The sequence below is a fragment of the Rhizobium phaseoli genome (assembly GCF_010668805.1).
Lineage (GTDB): Bacteria > Pseudomonadota > Alphaproteobacteria > Rhizobiales > Rhizobiaceae > Rhizobium > Rhizobium phaseoli_A.
This window is the reverse complement of the sequence record NZ_WUFT01000013.1, coordinates 1-19,579: the sequence shown is the minus strand read 5'-3', so window position 1 is coordinate 19,579 and position 19,579 is coordinate 1. Positions and strand designations below refer to the sequence as shown.

Genomic DNA, 19,579 nt, shown 5'->3' with positions numbered 1-19,579 from the left:
GAATGGTCCTCGAACCGGAGCACGGGAAATTGAGTGATTGGAAAGCGCTGGCGCTGCACTACGGGACGGCCGAAAGACCGCTATCCGACCTCCAGCTCGAGGTCCCCGATATCCACGATCGGGTCGGGCGCATCGAATACTTCGTGTGGCTACTGCGGCACCAGGGTCGCCTGATCTTGGTCGATACCGGCTTCAGCGCTGAAGAGGGGCGTGCGCGGGGACGCGCGATGCTGATCCATCCCGTCGATGCCCTTGCTCGGCTGGGAATCGGAGCCTCTGACATAACGGACGTCGTGATCACCCACCTTCATTACGATCATGCAGGAAATCTCGGCGATTTTCCGAACGCCAGGTTTCACATTCAGGACAGGGAAATGGCCTACGGAACCGGACGATGCATGTGCCATCGGCATATGGGCAAGCCTTTCGCAGCCGAGGCAGTTGTCGATGCCGTTCGCCTCGTCTTCAAAGACCGCATGTATTTTCATGACGGGGATGCCGAACTCTCACCCGGACTGAGCCTGCATTTGATCGGTGGCCACTCAAAAGGCCTTCAGGTTGTCAGACTCGTCGCAGATGGCAAAACGGTGGTTGTCGCGTCAGATGCGTTGCATTTCGAACACTATCTCGACGATAAAAATGCCTTTCCGCTCTATGCGGACTATCTAGAAGTTGTGGAAGGATACCGGAGACTGGTCGAATTGGCAGGTCCGAACGGAGTGTTGATTGCGGGTCACGATCCTAAAGTTCTCAGCAATTTTCAACCGCTTAGCCCGGAGCAGCCATTTAGCCGGGTATTGTTGTAACGGACCAATTTGAAGAGCGCAGCTTAAAACGTTTGAAATTTCTGCCTCCTATCAGACAATCGGGTTGTCTTACGCGGCAAACCGACAATATAATGGGCTCGAAGTATCTCGCAGAACGGTGGGCAACGAGTCTCGATGGGTGAAGTAGGTCTGCAAATTTCGCGGCAAAGCGCGACTCTCAGAATTCAGGTGGAAGAGAAGCTGCGGCAGGCAATCGCCAGCGGCCGTTTCAAGCCCGGCCAGCGCCTCGTCGAGCGAGAACTCTGTGAACTTATCGGCGTGGGCCGCACGTCCATCCGGGAGGCTCTTCGGCAGCTTGAGGCCGAGGGTCTGATTACAAGCTATCCACATCGCGGACCAGTGGTAAGCACGATCAGCTACGAGGAAGCCGCACAGCTATACAGTGTGCGGGCATTGCTGGAGAGCTTCGCCGGGCAGGAATTCGCGGAAAATGGCAGCCCGGAGAACATCGCCAACCTTGAACGTCTCGTTGAGGAGTTTGCGGATGCCGCCGACTCCGGAGCCGGCAGCAGACTTATCGCGACGAAGGCTGCTTTTTATGAGTGCTTGATGGAGGGAGGCGGCAACGTTTTCGTCAAGCAAATGCTGACGTCGCTTCACAACCGTGTGACCCTCCTACGCATGACTTCCATGACGCAACCAGGACGGTTGAAGCACAGCGTCGCTGAAATCCGTGATATCGCAGCGGCAATCAGGGACCGGAACGGGCCGAAGGCGGCGGCGGCCTGCAAATATCATATCGATATGGCCGCTAAGGTCGCGCTCGACTACCTCCGCAAGAATGATGTCGTCCATTCGGAATAGACGCGGGCACGTCCGGAATTAGTTCCCGTAGCACATTACCATCATTGACAGATTGTCTGATAATCTGTTTATTTGGCTTCCGATGAGGGGGCCAGGCCTGTGTCACTGCGTCTCCTCGGTCTTTCACGGCATGCGTCGGCCGCTTTTGGGGTCGGGACGGGAGGAAATTTTGGACCACTACAACGAATTAATGGCTCGCGTCGCCGGGGCTATCAAGGACGGGGAGTTGCCGAGGCTCATTCCCAGCCTCGACTGCAGGGTTCGATTGACGGTCGGAGATCAGAAAGCGACGCTTTCAATCAGGAACGGCGAAGTAGCGCTGGACGGTAACGCCCCCCAGGCCGATGTGACTGTGAGCGCCTCGCCGGAAGCTTGGTCCAAGGTCCTGCAGACGCCGCCGCCGGCCACATATCACTCCTTCACGGCCCTTCAAATGGCGAACGAGGAATTCGAGATTTCGGGTCTTCCTCTCGAAATCGCCAGGGCAAGACCAGCACTGGAACGGCTCTTCGAACTCATCGTCCGCGCTCCGACGAAAGAGGCGGCTACCGTCCGTCGTGACATCACGACGATATCCGGCCGATACCAACCCGTCAGCATCGAGGGAGCCGTTTACGATATCTACTTCGAGGAAACGGGAACGGGCGTGCCGGTTCTCTTTCTTCATACGGCAGGTGCCGACAGCCGTCAGTTCCTTGCCCAACTTGCCGATACGGGGCTTGCGGAAAGCTACCGGCTGATAGCCGTAGATCTTCCGTTTCACGGGCGCTCTATGCCGCCGGCATCTTGGGACGGGGCCCCGTACAAGCTGACGGCCGACCTTTATCAAGCCTGGTGCCGTGCGATCCTGGAACGGGTTGTCGGAGAAAAGGCCATCGTCGCAGGGGGCTCTATGGGAGCTGCCATGGCGCTGGTTCTCGCTGCGGAAAGCCCGGAGCACCTGCTCGGAATTATCGGTATCGAGCCGCCGTTCAGATCGAAGGGTCGTCGTAACCCCTACCAGCATAACGTAAACGTACATGGCTCGCTGCACAACTCGGCGTATGTGCGTGGGATAATGAGTCCGATGAGCCCGGGTTCGGAGCGCAGACGCGCAAGCTGGATTTATTCTCAGGGGGCACCGGGCATTTACCCCGGCGACCTCGCCTTCTACAGCGACGAATTCGACGGCGCGGTAACCGCACCAAAGATCGACGCCCGCCGTATCCCGACCGTCCTGCTCTCGGGGGATTACGATTATTCGGCAACGCCCGCGGACGGGGCCAAACTCGCCGATCTGATACCTGGTAGCCTTCACCTGACCATGCCCGGCCTGGGCCACTTCCCAATGTGTGAGCACCCGGATTATTTCCGTCCGTACCTGATGCAGGCGCTCGAGTTCATCCGCGCGGCGAGGTAGACGTGGCGGCGGCTCAAGCCGCCGCTGTTTTACTTCACGAGGTGATTGCCGATCGACGAGCCGCCGTCGACTGTCAGCACGCTTCCCGTCGCGAAGCGGGAGCGATCCGAAGCAAGGAACAGCATCGCTTCCGCGATCTCCTCGGGCAGCCCCATACGATTCAAGGCTGCGCGCGCGTTGAAGTCGCTACGCAGTTTTTCGGGATCGTCGGACTGAGCGAAAATCTTCGTGAAGTAGGGGGAGTCGATGGTGCCGGGCGCAACGGCGTTAACTCTGACGCCATCCTTCGCGTGGTCAAGGGCCATGGCCCGTGTCAGCGAAGAGATAGCGCCCTTCGAGGCAACATAGGCGGTCCGGTCGGCGATCGCCGAAACCGCGGTGTAAGACGTCGTATTGACGATCGAGCCGCCCCCATTCTTGGCCATCACGGGGATTACGTATTTCGAGCACAGGAATATCCCTTTGACGTTTACCGCCATTATCCGATCCCAGTCCTCCTCCTGTATCGTTACGACGTTGCCGGTCATGCCGAATCCCGCGTTGTTTACCAGGACGTCGATCTTTCCAAACCGCTCGACCGTTGCCGAAACCATCGACTCCACCTCCGATGCGGAAGAGACATCGGCGCGTAGCCCGATCGCGGATGCGCCGATCGCCTCGGCCACAGCCTCCGCCGCATCGGCGTCCACGTCTACCACAACGACGCTGGCGCTATGTCGGGCGAACAACTCCGCCGTTGCCCGTCCGATGCCGCTGCCCGCGCCAGTCACGATGCAGACCTTGTTCTCCAGATCCATTTTCGAACTCCTCTCGTAGATAGCCACACCAAACATTTAGCAGACAATCTGTCAATATCGCAAAATTGAGTTGACAGATTGTCTGCTAATCTGAATATTGCCTCCATCAGACGGAAACGCCAGGGAGGAAAAAATGGGCGATGCCAACACCGCTGCGCAAGCGGCGTTCCGGTCCGCTATGCGCCGGTTCACGTCTACCATCTGCTTGATAACCACCGAGCACAATGGCGTACGCCACGGCATGGCAGCGACCGCGGTGCAGTCCGTAACGGCAGATCCGCCGACGATCCTCGTTTGCATCAATCAGTCGGCGTCCATCAGCAAGCCGCTCAAGGACGCCGGGCGGTTTGCGGTCAACATGCTCCACCTCTCTCACGCGCCGTTGGTACCGCTGTTCAGCGGTAAGCTGAAAGGCGAGGAACGCTTTCACCACGGAGAGTGGATTTCCCTCGACGGAATGCCCGTACTGGCCGATGCGCAAGCCGCGTTCGTGTGCGAGTTGCAGGACGCAGTGAACGTCGCCACTCACGACGTTGTCCTCGGCCATGTGCTAGAGGCGCGTTTCATCGAAAACATTGCGCCGCTCCTTTACGAGGACGGCAAACTTGTCCGGTCGTCTGCGATTATCGAGGCGGCCGCCTAGTCAATCCGGTTCGTTTTTCGAGCCTGGTTTCCACTAACCTGAGCCTGAGAGCTACGAAGGAGATAAAAGTGAGCGGTGCTGCAAACGCAAAGAGTGAAGTAAACGGACGCGAAGTTAGCGCGCGTTTCGAACGTGGTCTGAAGACACGGCGGGAAGTTCTGGGCGGACCTTACGTTGACGCGGCGGTCAACAAAGCCACCGAATACAACTGGCCCATGCAGGAACTCGTCACCGAGTACTGCTGGGATGAAATCTGGAACCGTCCGGGCCTCGATCGCCGTTCGCGCAGCATTCTGAACCTCGGCATGATTTCGGCTCTCAACCGTCCGCACGAGCTCAGGCTTCACGTTCGCGGCGCTATCAACAACGGCCTGACAAAGGAAGAACTCCGCGAAATTTTCATGCAGGTCGCAATCTACTGCGGCGTTCCCGCTGCAATCGACAGTTTCCGCATCGCGCAGGAAGTATTCGAAGACATGGGCATCTGAGCCCCTCGACATGGCGTGGGCCGCGACCACGGCTCGCCGTTAGAATTCCAGATGGAGGAGATCCAACGTGACTACCAAGGATGATTTCCGCGAAGCCGGAAACCCGATGTTCAACGACAACAAGCTCAAGCTCGGCGTTTTCGGGACCAATTGCTCGAACGCCTGTGCCATCACCCTGGCAGAGAGCACGTTCGAACCGACGTTCGAGCACAACGTCAAAATCGCCCGTCAGCTCGAAGAGGCTGGCTGGGAGTGCATGGTGCCGATCGCGCGTTGGCGCGGTTTTGGCGGACCGTCGAACTTCAACGGCGTCAACATGGATACCTTCACCTGGGCGGCTGCACTGTCGGCCGTGACCTCGAAGCTTCAGTTCTTCTCGACGACCCATATCCCCACACTCAACCCGATTGTCGCCACCAAGATGGCCACGACGATCGACCACATCTCGAAGGGTCGTTACGGCCTGAACCTCGTGACCGGCTGGTTCACGCCCGAGATGGAAATGTTCGGCGTTCCGATGATGGAACACGATACCCGCTACGAATACGCCACCGAGTGGATGGAAATCGTCGAGCGCCTCTGGAAAGAGAACGGCGTCACGTTCGAAGGCGAATTCCTCCGCGTAAAAGACGCGTTTAGCGAGCCAAAGCCATACAATAAGCAGACCAATCGACCCGTTATGATCTGCGCAGGCGCTTCCGGCAAGGGGATGCACTTCACCGCAAAGTTCTGCGATTTCAACTTCGGCTTCATGCAGGACATGGAAGCGGGCACCGCTTGGGTGAAGAAGGTCAAGGATTTGGCGCGGACGGAATATGGCCGCGAACTGGGCACCTTCACGTCGTGCCCCGTGGTCGTCCGGGAGACGGAAAAGGAAGCCAAGGACTACTACGACTACTACGTAAACCAAAAGGGCGATTGGGAAGCTTGCGAAAACATCTGCGAGGTTCTCCAGGTTCAGTCGCAGAACCACTCCCCGGAAATGTATCAGAAGTTCAAGGAACGTTTCATTGCAGGTTGGGGCGGCTTCCCGATCGTCGGTACGCCAGAACAGGTCGCCGACAAGCTAGTCACGCTCAGCGGCACGGGTGTCGATGGCGCTCTGCTGACGATGGTGGACTACAACAAGGAACTTCCATTCTTCAATGAACGCGTCATGCCGCTGCTCAAGCAGGCTGGCCTGCGCAGCTAAGCTACCCGGGCGGCACGGCTGCCGCCCGTTTCTAAACGCCGATGTGAATCGGCTGCTATATCCGCGGCCCGATATCGATCAGGTACTGGCTTGAGCGGATAATTGGAGGGGAGGAGACCCTGTAATGCTGAAGAAGGTGGTTACCACAGTCACCCTGTTGGCAGGCTTATATTCGACAACGAGTGCCGTAATGGCGGATGGGCTGGATTCGCTTCCCGCCGATCAGAAGAAACTCTACGAGCTCGTCGATCCCACTATCCCGCTGGGACCGACTGTGTTCAAGGATTTCATCGCAAAGCGACCGCCGCCGTGGAAAATCGGTTATGCATCGACATATGCCGGAAATACCTGGCGCGCGTCGATCCTCAGCGAAATGACCGACGTGTTGCTGCCGAAATACAAGGAAGCTGGCCTGGTCTCGGAACTCGTGGTGACGCAGTCCGATCTGAAGGACTCTGTGCAGATCCAGCAGATGCGGCAGATGATCGACGACGGTGTCGACGCAATTATCATCTGCGCCTCGAACATCACCGCGCTCAACCAGACGATCGAGTACGCACACTCCAAGGGCGTTCCTGTTTTCTCGGTGTCGGGCTACGTCACTTCCCCCTATGCCATCAATGCCACGGAGAACAACACGCACGGCGGATACACGTCAGCGAAGTGGCTGGCCCAGGAAATCGGCGGCAAGGGCAATGTCCTGATGGTGTCCGGCATTCCCGGCTTCGCCTCGTCGGATAGCTTCAACGTCGGTGCTAAGAAGGCTTTCTCCGAATTTCCGGACATCAAGGTCGTCGGTGACGTGGCGGGCAAGTGGACCGATCAGGTGGCCCAGGTCGAAGTCCAGAAGTTCCTCGCCACCAATCCTGCCGACGTCAACGGCATTCTGGTTCAATCGGCTTCTGAAAACGGCGTTCTCAATGCCGTCGAGCAGTCGGGACGCGATATGATGCCGATCGTACTCGGTGGCGAAGCATCGGCCGCTTGCCACTGGCGCAAGAATCCGGATTTCATCAGCAAGAGCTTCCATTTCTGGCCGCCGAAATCCGACGCACGACTGGTTTGGGACGTCATGATGCGTACGCTCGAAGGTCAGGGTCCGAAGATCCAGTCCATTCTTCGCCCCGCGCTCCCCTACACGATCGACGATGTGAAGGCGGTTCTCAACGAAGACTGCGATCCGAATTCCACCGATTGGCTCGAGCCGAAGGGTGACGCGTGGTGGCCCACCTCCGTCGCGGCAAGCTACTTCGAACGGGCTGAAGACCCGCTCGCTTGGCGTCCGAAAAAATAAGACCGCCGATTTGACCTCCCAACTTCGCGCCGACTCTTCCCGGTCGGCGCGAATGGCAATTCAAGGAAGGAAACATTTTGTCGGAGTTTCACAGAATTCAGCGCCTGCCGCCCTATGTTTTCGAACAGGTCAACCGCTTGAAGGCGGGCGCGCGAGCGGGTGGAGCCGACATAATCGACCTCGGCATGGGAAATCCCGACCTCCCGACTCCGAAGGCCATCGTCGACAAACTCTGTGAAGTGGTGCAGGACACGCGGACGCACCGTTACTCCTCGTCCAGAGGCATTCCCGCCCTTCGCCGCGCCCAGGCCGCCTACTACGCACGGCGTTTTGGCGTGAAGCTCAATCCCGACAGTCAGATCGTAGCCACCTTGGGTTCCAAGGAAGGGTTTGCCAATATGGCGCACGCCATCACCGCACCGGGCGATGTCATCCTGTGTCCTAATCCCACCTATCCGATACATGCTTTCGGCTTTCTGATCGCGGGCGGCGTTATACGGCCGATACCGGTCGAACCGGACGTTAATTTCTTCGCGCCGCTCGAACGGGCTGTACGCCACTCGATACCGAAACCGCTGGCACTCATTCTGAACTATCCGTCGAACCCGACGGCGTACGTGGCAACCGTGGACTTCTACAAGGATGTCATCGCGTTCGCGAAAAAGCACGAGCTCATCGTGCTGTCCGACCTTGCCTATTCGGAAATCTACTTTGACGACAACGCCCCGCCGCCCTCCGTGCTGGAGGTGCCCGGTGCTATGGACGTCTGCGTCGAATTCACTTCGATGTCGAAGTCGTTCTCGATGCCGGGATGGCGCATCGGTTTTGCTGTCGGCAACGAGCGGCTTATAGCGGCGCTCACCCGGGTCAAATCCTATCTGGACTACGGTGCCTTCACGCCGATCCAGGTGGCGGCCCTACACGCCCTGAACGGCGATGGCTCCGACATCGCGGAAATCCGGAGCGTTTACAAGCGCCGCCGCGACGTCATGGTCGAGAGTTTTGGCAAGGCTGGCTTCGAAGTCCCGCCGCCTGCCGCGACGATGTTCGCTTGGGCAAAGATACCGGAGAAATTCCGTCATTTGGGTTCGCTGGAGTTTGCCAAGCTGCTGGTCGAAAGAGCCGACGTGGCCGTTTCCCCCGGCATTGGGTTTGGCGAGATGGGTGATGACCATGTGCGTCTGGCGCTCGTCGAGAACGAGCACCGCATCCGTCAGGCGGCCAAGAATATCAAGCGTTGGCTGGGCCAGCAGGACGAAATCAATCTTCAAGAACGAAACTTTGGATGAAAGGACAGACGATGCCAATTTTGGGATCATGCCAGTGTAGGGCAGTTCGGTACGAGGTCTCCGAGATCGATGGTCCGATGTGGAACTGCTTCTGCCAGACCTGCCGAAAGTCACACGCGGCCGACCACAATACCGCTGCAAAGGTGAAGAGCGAGCACTTCACACTGCTCGCCGGCGTAGACGTGCTGAAAAGCTTCGAATCCACGCCAGGAAAGCTACGCTGGTTCTGCTCGACGTGTGGCTCCCACGTTTACGCCGAACGCCCGTCCAACCCGGAGCTAAAGGTCCTCCGGGCTGGCACCTTCGACACGGATCCGGGTTCGGTGGCCGAGTCGAACGTATGGATGTCGCACGCCCGCCCGTGGCTCCATCACGATGCCTCGAAGCCGAGCTTCGAAGAGTTTTCCTGAGAAGGTTGCGACGGTATCCGCGCCGCGTCCAGCGCGGCGCGCTTTCGGTGTTCGTCCTAAGTGCGGGGTGAGAAGCGATGAACGACGGTACTCTCCAGGTAGAGAGGCAAAGCGCTTCGTTGAGAATACAGGTCGAGGAAAAGCTTCGGCAGGCGATCGCCGAAGGTCGGTTTCGGCCGGGCGACCGTCTCATCGAGCGCGAACTCTGTGCGTTGATTGGGGTAGGGCGCACTTCGATCAGAGAGGCCCTGCGCCAGCTCGAAGCCGAAGGGCTTGTCACGAGCTATCCGCATCGTGGGCCAGTGGTGACGTTGATAACCTACGAGGAAGCCGACCAGCTTTACAAGGTCAGGGCCATTCTGGAGGGCTTCGCCGGACAACAGTTTGCTGAGCGTGGTAGCGAGGTCGAAATACGCGCGCTCGCGAAAGCGGTGGAGGAATTCGAGAGCGCCGTGAACGCAGGCAACAGCGCGATCCTCGCAAGGGCGAAAAACGCTTTTTACGACTGCCTGATGTCCGGCAGCGGAAATATCTTCGCTCGGCAGATGCTGACGAGCCTTCACAACCGCATAAACCTCTTGCGGATGACGTCGATGAACCAGCCCGGGAGGCTGTTTCACAGTCTGTCGGAAATAAAGGAGATCGCCGCCGCTATCGAAGCTCGGGATGCCCTGCGAGCGCAGGCCGCCTGCAAGCTCCACATCGAGAAGGCTGCGAAAGTCGCGCTCCAGTATCTCATGCAGAACGTTGGATCACCACGGACCTAGCATTTCAGGATCAAGCTATGAATGACGAAACTCCTCGTTTGAAGATTGCGTTTATCGGACTCGGCGCGATGGGGTTGCCCATGGCGGGCCAACTCATCGGGCCAGACCGCGAAGTTGCGGGATTTGATTTGTCGGACGAGGCAAAGAGACGTTTTTCCGAAGCTGGAGGGACCTCCTGCGCAGACATTGCGGCAGCGGTCTGGAACGCCGACGTCATCATAACGATGCTACCGAACGGCAAAATCGTGCGCGAGGCACTTCTCGCGGGAGAGAACTGGCGCAGCCTGAAGCAAGGAGCGCTTGTAATCGAGATGAGCTCTTCTGCTCCCGGGGACACCATCAGGCTGTCGGAGCAGCTTCGGTCGAAAGGGATCCGGCTGGTCGACGCTCCCGTGTCCGGCGGCACTCGGCGGGCGATTTCGGGAACCCTGTCTATCATGGTTGGCGGAGAGGCCCGAGACGTTGACGAGGCAGAACCTCTGCTCAGTATGCTTGGAGCCAACATCTTCCGGACCGGTGCAGTCGGTTCCGGCCACGCTATGAAAGCCATCAACAACTATGTTTCCGGAGCAGGGGTCGTTGCGACAATCGAAGGCGTGCTGCTGGGTAAGGAGTTCGGTCTGGAGCCGACGGTCGTCGTCGACATCCTCAATGCCTCGTCCGGCAAAAGCAACACGTCGGAAATCAAAATGAAGCAGTTCATCCTGTCGGGGACCTTCAACAGCGGGTTCGCACTCGGGCTCATGGCAAAGGACATCGGCATTGCAAACGGCCTCGCGTCTGAGCTGGGATTGAACTTCGAGAATCTCATGCATATCGCGGGCGTCTGGGAACGGGCGGCGAAAGACCTCGGAAGCGGAGTCGACCACACCGAAATCGTAAAATATCTGGCCGGCCACCGTCAGGGCGGCGCGGAATAGCATCCGCCCCTATTGACAGATTATCAGACAATCTGTCATTCTTGCTGCCAGGTGAGGAGGGCGATTTCGCGTAAGCGAGGTCGCCGGACACCAAAACTGAGAAGATTCGCGATTTCTGCGTTCGGCGCCCTTGGTGCGCCGGCGGGCGGGTTTTGCCGCTCGATGGGAGGAGAGACATGGCGAGGGAAGTCACAGTACGCCTGGCAGGTATTGCCAAGGCATTCGGAGAGACGAAGGCCCTGAAGAAGTGCGATTTCGAAGCCTGCGCGGGTGAAGTTCACGCCATCGTCGGCGAGAACGGAAGCGGCAAGAGCACGATGGCCAAGATCATGTCGGGAGTTCTGCGTCCCGACACGGGGGAAGCGACGATCCTCGGCACGATAGTCAAAACGCCGATCGACGCCAAAAGCGTCGGGCTAGCCACGATATTTCAGGAGGTTCTTGTTGCCGAGGAAGCAAGCGTTCTCGACAATCTCTACGTCGGCCGCGATGGTTTCTTTGAATGGCGCAAATCTTCCGGCACCCGTAGAGTCGAAGCGCAAGCTTTGCTGGATCGGCTCGTTGGCCAGCATGTGGACCTGTCGAGGAACGTCGGCGACTTTCCGCTCAGCGTTAAGCAATGGGTTGTCATCGCGCGTGCAATCTTGAAATCCCCGAAAGTACTCATTCTCGACGAATCCTCGGCAGCGCTCGATCTCGATGCGACCGTTAGACTGCACGATGAGATCGATAGGCTGCGCAAGGCCGGGGCTACGGTTATCATCGTCACTCACAGGATTGCCGAACTGGTTCGGATCGCGGACCGCGCTACAATTTTACGCGACGGCGTCACGGTCGGTCTGCTGGAAAAGACGGACATCAACGAGAACAATCTGCTGGCCATGATGACGCCTGCCGATCGGAAACTCAGCGGTGCCGCGAAAGATGGCAAACGAAAATCCGCCGAAAACCGCCGGGTCGTTCTGGAGGCCACCAAGACCATTGCGCAACGCGGCTCTGCCCCCTTTGATTTCGCAATCAAAGAAGGCTCTATCGTGGGCGTTGCAGGACTGGACGGCCAAGGCCAAGACGCGTTTGTTCGTGCGCTAGCGAGGATAGTCGCCCCTTTCGGCGGGAATGCGAAAGCGCTGGATTTCCGGCGAAACGAACTTGTTTCGATGGGCGGACTCGAGGACGCCGCGCGCCTTGGCGTGGTTTATGTTTCCGGCGACCGGAAGCGTGAAGGCATTTTCCCCCAGCAGAGCATCTTCGAGAATCTCGCTATCGGCATATACAAGAAGAACTTGGGGCCGCTCGGAATTATCAGACGAGGCAAGCTCAAACAGATGTTCTCCAGGGAAGTCGATCGCCTTCGGGTCAAAATCGGCCGCGCAGACAACAGGATCACATCCCTATCGGGCGGAAATCAGCAGAAGATACTCATCGGCCGGGCTTTCGCCAATAATCCTAAGGTCATAATCCTCAACGACCCGGCGCGCGGCGTCGATCTGGGCACGAAACGCGATCTGTATCGTGAGCTTGAGATCTTCGCGGAACAGGGCGGAGCCGTGATCTACCTCTCCAGCGAAATCGAGGAATTTCTTGGTTTCGCGGACCGGGTGGATGTCTTCCACCATGGCAGAATTTACCGTTCGCTCGAGGGGGACCAGATCAACGAAGACACAATTCTCGCAGCAATGTTCGGGCGGTCGGAAGCCGACGTCGTCGAGTTTACATCTGAAAGGAAGGTGCACTGATGTCTGCGCAACCGAAGATGGCCGCCTTGTTCCAGGACCGCTCGCTCGTCGTTCCATGCCTTCTGTTTGCGGTCCAGATTTTGCTGGCCGCTATCCTGTCCCCGCGGCTGTTCACGGTTGATGGAATAGGCGGTGCAATATTGGTGGTGACACCGCTCGTTCTTACCACGCTGGCGATAACGCCGATCGTTATAGCCGGGCGGGCGTCTGTGGACCTCGCGGTGGGACCGCTCCTGAGCTTTATAAATGTCACGTTGATCGCCTGGCTCGTCGGAAACGGCATTACCAACCCTGTCGCCGTGATATCGTGGGTGGTTGGGGTGGGTGCTGCCTATCAGCTCATCCAGGCTTTGATCATTATTTACGTCCGCGTGGCCCCGATCATCGTCACCCTCTCGGGCTTTCTCGTTCTTTCGGGCGTGAATCTCATGGTTATGTCAAGCCCGGGGGGCGTCGCACCGGATTGGATGATGAGCTGGGGGGCAGGGACAAGCATTTTCTCGCCCGTGCTCGGTTTATTGATCGCGGCTTTCGTCATCTGGGCGATCATTCGCAGAACTGCCTTTTTCACCCATCTCCGGATGACCGGCGCTGACGAACGTATGGCTTATACGAGTGGTGTGAGGGTTAATCTTGTGCGGATCGCCGCCCACATTCTGGGCGGGGTTTTCGTCGGACTGGCCGCGCTGAGCTACACCGCATTGATTTCTTCCGGCGATCCCACGCAGGGAAGCAATTATACTCTCCAGGCGGTGACCGCTCTGGTTTTGGGCGGTGCCAATCTCGCTGGTGGCCGCGGCGGCGCTCTGGGATCAACGCTGGGCGCGCTCAACATGTTTCTAATCTCCTACCTGCTCTCCGTTTTCAGCTTCGGGAGCGTGACGGGTTTTGTAACACAGATGGCCTTCGGCTTGGTTCTGATGACATCGCTCCTCATCAACGTCGTTATGACCAACCGCCGCGTCGCTTGATAGGAAATCCAATCATGACCTCGACACTCACACATATCGACACACCCTCCACCTCCGGTGCCCGCGGCTTGCGTGTGCAGCGCGGCATCGCCATAGGCTTTGCGCTGCTGGCAGTGTTAATTGTGCTTGGCGCGGTGCTGGTGCCGGGCTTCGTCTCTCCCCGTAACATGCGCTCGATCCTGTTGCTGGCCGCGTTCCTCGGCCTTGCCTCGCTGGGCCAGACGCTGTGTGCATTGGTGGGAGCTCTCGACCTTTCGATACCGTATTTGATCGGCGGGGCGAACATCCTTTATCCAACGCTCCTAGTTTCGGGCCTGCCCGCGTGGTTTGCCGTGGTCGTCGTGGTGGCCTTGGGCGCGGCCGTGGGTTTTGGCAACGGGCTTCTAAGTTTCAAGCTCCAAGGGCAAGCGCTGATCATGTCTCTGGGAGTCGGCTTCGCGGTGGTGGGAGCGGTTCAGCTCTACACGTCCCTCGGCTCTGCATTCAGCGGCACTGTATTCGCGCCGGTTCCGAACTGGCTGAGAAATTTCGCAGCATTCAATGGAAAGACGTTCGGGTTCGCGATGCCGCCGGTGGTTATACTCTGGCTTGTGATCGCGGGCTGCACGATCTGGGCACTCCACAATACCTGGTTCGGCCGCTCCATTTACGCAATTGGCGGAAGCCGGGTCGCCGCGGCACGCCTCGGTATCTCGGAGTTCCGGGTCTGGACGGTGATCCACGCGTTAAGCGGGGGCATGTCGGCTCTCACCGGGGTGCTTCTCCTCGGTTTTTCCGGTGGCGGATATGTCGGCGTCGGCGATCCCTACCTTTTCACCACGGTGGCGGCTGTCGTCATCGGAGGCACGTCATTGCTCGGCGGGGCAGGAGGATATGGCGCGTCCGTGCTCGGCGTCCTCGTTTTGACGGTCCTCACCTCTCTTCTAGTTGGCCTTGGCCTTAGCTTTGCCGCTCAGCAAGCGATCGTCGGCCTCCTCATCATCCCAATGGTAGCGATCTATGCGCGGTCACCACACATCAGAAATCAGATCTGAACGGAAGTTCGCTGCTTCAATACATTGAAAGGAATGCTTGATGTCGATTTCGTCAACCCTGAGGTCGAAGCTCACCGACGCAACTCTCGTGCGCGAGGCAAGTTATGTCGGTGGCGAGTGGCACGACTATGACGGCAAGGGTGCGACAGTAGACGTCTACAACCCTTCCAACGGAGACCTGCTTGCGAAAATCCCCAGCACGGACCTCGGCGACATCAGGCATGCCATCAAAGTGGCAAGCGTCGCACAGAAGCGCTGGGCAAAGCGCACGGGCAAAGATCGGGCGGGCATTCTCAAAAAGCTTCACGAACTGGTCATCGCGAACGCGGAAGACCTTGCGGTTATCCTGACCTCGGAGATGGGCAAACCGCTCGCGGAAGCCCGCGGTGAGATCGCGTATGGGGCAAGCTATATCGAATGGTTCGCCGAAGAGGCGAAGCGGGTGTATGGCGACACGATACCGGCGCACCAGGAAGACAAGCGTATCCTCGTCTTGAAACAGCCGGTTGGCGTCGTGGCAGGCATTTCTCCGTGGAATTTTCCGAATGCGATGGTGACTCGCAAGGTCGCGCCAGCCCTCGCAGCGGGCTGCGCGATTGTGTTCAAGCCCGCCGCGGAAACGCCGCTTTCCACTATAGCCCTGGCGGTGCTCGCAGAACGCGCGGGAGTTCCAGCAGGTCTTTTCAGCGTGCTCCCAACAAACCAGTCGCGCGTTTTTGGCGAGGAAGTCTGTGCGAACCCCGCCGTCAAGAAATTGACCTTCACGGGATCGACGGAGGTCGGACGGGTGCTGATGGCGCAAGGCGCTCAGAAAATCATGAAGCTTAGCCTTGAGCTCGGCGGCAACGCGCCGTTCATAGTATTCGATGACGCCGACCTCGACGCCGCCGTCGAGGGTGCGATGATTTCCAAATTCCGGAATGCGGGCCAGACGTGTGTATGCGCCAATCGCCTTTATGTGCAGGATGGGGTCTACGACGCGTTCATTGCGAAGCTTGCCGCTCGTGTTGAAGGCCTCAAAATCGCCGACGGCTTCGAAGAAGGCACCGCCATCGGTCCCTTGATCAACCAGGCAGCCGTGGCAAAACTGAATGCTCATATCGAGGATGCCCTCATAAAGGGTGCTCGATTGGTGACGGGTGGACGCGGCCACGCCAACGGAGGCACCTTTGTTCAGCCCACGGTTCTCGCCGATGTAAACGCAGGCATGATAGTCGCGCGTGAAGAAACCTTCGCTCCCCTTGCGCCTGTTTTCAGGTTCAAGACCGCCGACGAAGTCATCGAGTTGGCCAACGACACGGAATTCGGTCTCGCCGCGTACTTCTATGCCAACGATCTGAGGAACGTCTGGAAGATCACCGAAGCTCTGGAATACGGGATGGTGGGTGTCAACACCGGACTAATTTCCACCGAAGTTGCGCCGTTCGGAGGCGTCAAGCAATCGGGCTTCGGTCGTGAAGGATCCAAATATGGAATGGATGATTTCCTGTCGATCAAATACGTGTGCATGGGTGGACTGGCCTGAAAAACGCGGAAGGTGGCCCGCCGGGCCAAAGCGCGCCCCACTTAATGTTGAAGATTGTCGGATTGTCTGCTAATATGTGTGGTATAGACTGAGGAGTACGAGTTCGGTGAAAATCGTAGGTGTTACCGGAAACCTCACGCGGCCTTCCAAGACCCACTCGCTTTGCGAGTACTTGGTGGATCAATTGTCGGAGGGCGGCTTAAACGGGCATTGCTTCGACCTAATCGACGCTCTGCCGGGATTGGGCGGCACGGTATGGCGTAGTGAGGCCCCCGGTGAAGTCGAGGCCTTGCTCGCGGCAATCGAACAAGCGGATTTCCTTGTGGTCGGTTCTCCCGTCTATAAGGCCTCGTACACGGGAATGCTCAAACACCTGTTCGACTTAGTGGATGCCAAGGCTCTTGTTGCCAAGCCGGTGATTGCATTTGCCACCGGAAAAGCTCCCGCCCACGGCGAACACGTCGAGGCTCACATGCGTTCGCTCTTCGGGTTCTTCGAAGCCCGGATGCCAGCTCGTTTCATCTACGCTCTTGATCAGGACTTCGAAGCCGGATTGCCGGGCTCCAGATTGAAAGCGGCCGTTCACCAGGTAGTCCAACAAGTCCGGACGGACTTGGTTGCATAGGCTCGTCAGGGAGAAGAACATGCCCTTTTCAACCATAAGCCAAGCCATCGAAGCGATCGCGAACGGCGAGATGATCGTTGTCGTGGACGATGAAAATCGGGAGAACGAGGGCGATATTCTCGTTGCCGCGGACAAAATCACGCCCGAGCACGTTGCCTTCATGATGAGGCATGCGCGCGGCCTGATTTGCGTACCGCTGCCTGGCGAAAGGCTGGACGAGCTTGATGTACCGCTAATGGTCATCCGAAATTCCGATTCCTTGCAGACGGCCTTCACCGTATCGGTGGATTACAGTATCGGAACCACTACAGGGATTTCCGCCGAGGACCGTGCGGCTACGATTCGCGCCCTCGTTGACAGCAAAACCAAGCCTTCCGAACTTTCACGACCTGGCCACATCTTTCCCCTTCGCGCGAACCCGCGCGGAGTGCTGGGCAGACCGGGTCACACGGAGGCCGCGATCGATTTGTCGCGACTTGCTGGCTTGTCGCCGGCTGGCGTTATCTGCGAGATCGCCAACGATGACGGGAGCATGTCGCGCCTTCCGGAGTTGATGGAATTCGCCGCTTTTCACGGCCTGCATATCGTGACGATCGAAGCTCTCATCGAACACTGCCGGGCGGCCGAGCCCGCGGTCAAGCGCTACTCCAGCTCCAAGATGCCCACTCGGTTTGCCGAGTTTTCCGCCATCACGTACCGGGACGAGGTCTCTGGCTTCGAACACATTGCGCTGACTTACGGAGATGTTTCCGGTGGGCATGACGTTCCGACTCGTGTCCATTCTGAATGCCTCACCGGGGAGGTCTTCCGGTCTCTGAGGTGTGACTGCGGCGAGCAACTCAAGATGTCGATGCGAGCCATCCGGCAGGCGGGAGTAGGATGCATTGTCTACCTTCGTGGTCAGGAAGGTCGTGGCATCGGTTTAGGTAACAAAATCGCCGCGTATGGACTGCAGGATGATGGATTGGATACCTTGGACGCAAATCATGCGTTGGGCTTCCCGTCGGATGCTCGGCAGTTCGGCGCAGCCGCTGATATCCTTGCGGATCTGCGCATCCAAAGCGTGAAGCTTTTGACAAACAATCCCGGTAAACTGGAAGCGTTGCGTGCCGCTGGCGTGGCGGTGACATCCCGCCAAAGTCTTATCGCGGCTACCAACGCGACGAACATAGCCTATCTTCGCGCAAAACGTGACCGGTTAGGCCACTTCTTTGAGAAAGACCAAGCGCCGGGCCAGGAGACAGATAATGTCGTCTCGGTATGGAGTTCCAAAATATCGGCTGGCCCCCTCGGATAAAACGGGATCCGCATTTACGCTTCCCGTGCGAGCCGTCGCCGATCTTCCCGACGATATAGCTGCCCTGATGCAATGCTGATCGCGGCGCAAGCGCTTGAAGTTCGCAAAGGATGAGCAGATCGAAAGGCTGAAGAAAGCTGGTCGCCGCTTTCAAGCAAGCCGCCTCCGGTCGCAAACCCGAGAAGCCCGATCGCGAGCAGTTTGATCTTGGATTGGAAGACCTTGAGACGGCCAAAGCGGCCGTTGGCCAGCAACGAAGGCTTTATCGGCGGTCACAAGGTGCGTCGGATCAAGCTTGTCAGCATGGCTGTAATTGCCCACCATATTCGATTGCAATTTGAGTGCGGTCCAATCGGATAGCCAAGGGCTTCTCCATAGGCGGAAGCGTTTGGACCTGTTGGAGAAAATACCGGGCCTGCATCTTGCGAGAATGCTGTGTCCTCTGATCCCGCAACTGATAAAATTGCGACGGCAATCGCAATCGCCTTCGGCTAACGGGCGGTCCGCCGTCGCGCTGGAGCGTGCGCCAGCATGATCATCGACATCCAACTACAGGATTTAGTCAGGTGCGAACAGGACGCCGCTTACCTATATCGGGCGCGGCGCTGCCGTTTCAGCGACCCCTGGTACTACCCGTTTTTCTCGGGCGTCTGACGCCGGCTCGGTTGAGGCAGCTGCGACGACCCTTCCCAGGATGGAATCGGGGCGGCTACGTTGCCGCCCCGATTTCTCATCAATTCAGGTACTTGGCGATGTTTTCCTTGTTGAGCGTAAGCCAGGGCACCGTGTAATGCTTGCTCGTTCCACCAGCCCAGTCGATGTTAAGGGTTTTCCAGATCTCCGATTGGGGCTCGTAGCTCTCGCCGACGAGCTGTCGCAGAGCAATATCCAATGCACCCTGCCCCTCGGCTTTCGCGTACTTGTAGAGGGACATGTACATCTCTCCGTCGGCGATCGCCCGCTTTCCATCGGGAATACCGTCGATACCGATGACTGGGACATCCGCCGGATTAAGACCAGCGCTCTTGATCGCCTCGATCGCGCCGAGTGCCATTTCGTCGTTCTCGGAAAGCACGCCGTTGATCTGACCCGAATATGCGGACAGCCAGTTCTCCATGACGGCCTGACCCTCGGCGCGGCTCCAATTTCCGGACTTCGAAGCAATAAGCTTCAAACCCGGATGCGCAGCCAGGGATGCGTCGATCCCCTTCCTACGTGATATCTGTGCCGACTGGCCAATCGGCCCTTCCAGCACTACGATATTGCCCTTGCCTTTGAGCCGCTCGGCAAGAAAGTCTCCGATCATTTTGCCGCCCAGCGGATCGTCTACGATGATCTGGGAGGTAATCTTATCGGAACTTGATTCGAGCGCCGAACCGATGACCGGAATGCCTGCGTCAATGGCCTTCTCGATCGGCGCGGAAGACGCTTCGCTGTTGATTTCCACTGAGAGCTGACCCGGCGTTTCCACCGAGAAGTGACCCGCCTTTAGGTATCGTTTGTGCTGGTCGTAGTGGTCAAGGTCCTGCGTTTCTCCTTCGTTGTTTTGGGCTCATGGGCC

The 19,579-nt window shown here is 58.1% G+C and carries 19 protein-coding genes and 1 pseudogene; 18 read left to right on the top strand and 2 right to left on the bottom strand.

What is annotated here, in order from left to right; all coding sequences use genetic code 11:
• Positions 1–2: 2 nt before the first annotated feature.
• The 3 genes from GR197_RS20320 to GR197_RS20310 all read left to right on the top strand — a co-directional run bounded on the left by GR197_RS20320 (position 3) and on the right by GR197_RS20310 (position 3,030).
• Positions 3–806 carry an N-acyl homoserine lactonase family protein gene (locus GR197_RS20320; RefSeq protein WP_246724641.1) on the top strand — a complete coding sequence of 268 codons (804 nt, stop codon included), beginning with the start codon at positions 3–5 and terminating at the stop codon, positions 804–806.
• Positions 807–941: 135 nt separating this feature from the next.
• The gene (locus GR197_RS20315) at positions 942–1,631 is read left to right on the top strand and encodes a GntR family transcriptional regulator (RefSeq protein WP_164012770.1); all 690 of its coding nucleotides are present in this window, start codon (positions 942–944) and stop codon (positions 1,629–1,631) included.
• 169 nt (positions 1,632–1,800) lie between these two features.
• Complete coding sequence (locus GR197_RS20310) at positions 1,801–3,030, top strand: alpha/beta fold hydrolase (protein WP_164012768.1); 1,230 nt, start codon at positions 1,801–1,803, stop codon at positions 3,028–3,030.
• Between the two features lie 29 nt (positions 3,031–3,059).
• On the opposite strand, the gene GR197_RS20305 is transcribed toward GR197_RS20310, so the two are convergent.
• On the bottom strand, positions 3,060–3,827 hold the full coding sequence (locus GR197_RS20305) for an SDR family oxidoreductase (protein WP_164012766.1): 768 nt from the start codon (positions 3,825–3,827) through the stop codon (positions 3,060–3,062).
• Between the two features lie 133 nt (positions 3,828–3,960).
• Here GR197_RS20305 and GR197_RS20300 point away from each other — a divergent pair, with 133 nt between their 5' ends.
• From GR197_RS20300 to GR197_RS32415, 15 genes and pseudogenes are all read left to right on the top strand, one after another.
• Positions 3,961–4,470 (top strand): flavin reductase family protein, encoded by a 510-nt coding sequence (locus tag GR197_RS20300; RefSeq protein ID WP_164012764.1) that lies wholly within the window; start codon positions 3,961–3,963, stop codon positions 4,468–4,470.
• 68 nt (positions 4,471–4,538) lie between these two features.
• Complete coding sequence (locus GR197_RS20295) at positions 4,539–4,958, top strand: carboxymuconolactone decarboxylase family protein (protein ID WP_097594880.1); 420 nt, start codon at positions 4,539–4,541, stop codon at positions 4,956–4,958.
• A gap of 67 nt (positions 4,959–5,025) precedes the next feature.
• Positions 5,026–6,150: an LLM class flavin-dependent oxidoreductase gene (locus GR197_RS20290; RefSeq protein ID WP_164012762.1), complete on the top strand. Its 1,125-nt coding sequence runs from the start codon at positions 5,026–5,028 to the stop codon at positions 6,148–6,150.
• Positions 6,151–6,274: 124 nt separating this feature from the next.
• The gene (locus GR197_RS20285; RefSeq protein ID WP_164012760.1) at positions 6,275–7,444 is read left to right on the top strand and encodes an ABC transporter substrate-binding protein; all 1,170 of its coding nucleotides are present in this window, start codon (positions 6,275–6,277) and stop codon (positions 7,442–7,444) included.
• Positions 7,445–7,521: 77 nt separating this feature from the next.
• On the top strand, positions 7,522–8,733 hold the full coding sequence (locus GR197_RS20280) for an LL-diaminopimelate aminotransferase (RefSeq protein WP_164012758.1): 1,212 nt from the start codon (positions 7,522–7,524) through the stop codon (positions 8,731–8,733).
• The gene (locus GR197_RS20275) at positions 8,730–9,143 is read left to right on the top strand and encodes a GFA family protein (protein WP_246724640.1); all 414 of its coding nucleotides are present in this window, start codon (positions 8,730–8,732) and stop codon (positions 9,141–9,143) included. Before GR197_RS20280 ends, GR197_RS20275 begins: the two co-directional genes overlap by 4 nt.
• Positions 9,144–9,220: 77 nt before the next feature.
• Positions 9,221–9,910 carry a GntR family transcriptional regulator gene (locus GR197_RS20270; protein ID WP_164012756.1) on the top strand — a complete coding sequence of 230 codons (690 nt, stop codon included), beginning with the start codon at positions 9,221–9,223 and terminating at the stop codon, positions 9,908–9,910.
• A gap of 17 nt (positions 9,911–9,927) precedes the next feature.
• Entirely contained in the window at positions 9,928–10,830 is a 903-nt protein-coding gene (locus GR197_RS20265) for an NAD(P)-dependent oxidoreductase (RefSeq protein WP_164012754.1), read from the top strand.
• A gap of 176 nt (positions 10,831–11,006) precedes the next feature.
• On the top strand, positions 11,007–12,566 hold the full coding sequence (locus tag GR197_RS20260; protein ID WP_164012752.1) for a sugar ABC transporter ATP-binding protein: 1,560 nt from the start codon (positions 11,007–11,009) through the stop codon (positions 12,564–12,566).
• Complete coding sequence (locus GR197_RS20255) at positions 12,566–13,537, top strand: ABC transporter permease (RefSeq protein ID WP_204330313.1); 972 nt, start codon at positions 12,566–12,568, stop codon at positions 13,535–13,537. The genes GR197_RS20260 and GR197_RS20255 overlap by 1 nt, the downstream gene beginning before the upstream one ends.
• Before the next feature lie 14 nt (positions 13,538–13,551).
• Entirely contained in the window at positions 13,552–14,571 is a 1,020-nt protein-coding gene (locus GR197_RS20250) for an ABC transporter permease (RefSeq protein ID WP_164012750.1), read from the top strand.
• Between the two features lie 40 nt (positions 14,572–14,611).
• Positions 14,612–16,096 carry an NAD-dependent succinate-semialdehyde dehydrogenase gene (locus GR197_RS20245; RefSeq protein ID WP_164012748.1) on the top strand — a complete coding sequence of 495 codons (1,485 nt, stop codon included), beginning with the start codon at positions 14,612–14,614 and terminating at the stop codon, positions 16,094–16,096.
• A 106-nt stretch (positions 16,097–16,202) separates the two neighbouring features.
• Positions 16,203–16,721 carry an NAD(P)H-dependent oxidoreductase gene (locus tag GR197_RS20240; RefSeq protein WP_164012746.1) on the top strand — a complete coding sequence of 173 codons (519 nt, stop codon included), beginning with the start codon at positions 16,203–16,205 and terminating at the stop codon, positions 16,719–16,721.
• Between the two features lie 19 nt (positions 16,722–16,740).
• Positions 16,741–18,018, top strand: coding sequence for a bifunctional 3,4-dihydroxy-2-butanone-4-phosphate synthase/GTP cyclohydrolase II (locus GR197_RS20235; RefSeq protein ID WP_164012745.1), 1,278 nt, complete (start codon positions 16,741–16,743; stop codon positions 18,016–18,018).
• Between the two features lie 25 nt (positions 18,019–18,043).
• A pseudogene (locus GR197_RS32415) lies at positions 18,044–18,263 on the top strand (IS66 family transposase); the annotation flags it as partial.
• Between the two features lie 488 nt (positions 18,264–18,751).
• On the opposite strand, the gene GR197_RS20230 reads toward GR197_RS32415, so the two are convergent.
• Positions 18,752–19,465 (bottom strand): substrate-binding domain-containing protein, encoded by a 714-nt coding sequence (locus GR197_RS20230; protein WP_348643292.1) that lies wholly within the window; start codon positions 19,463–19,465, stop codon positions 18,752–18,754.
• Positions 19,466–19,579 lie beyond the last annotated feature (114 nt).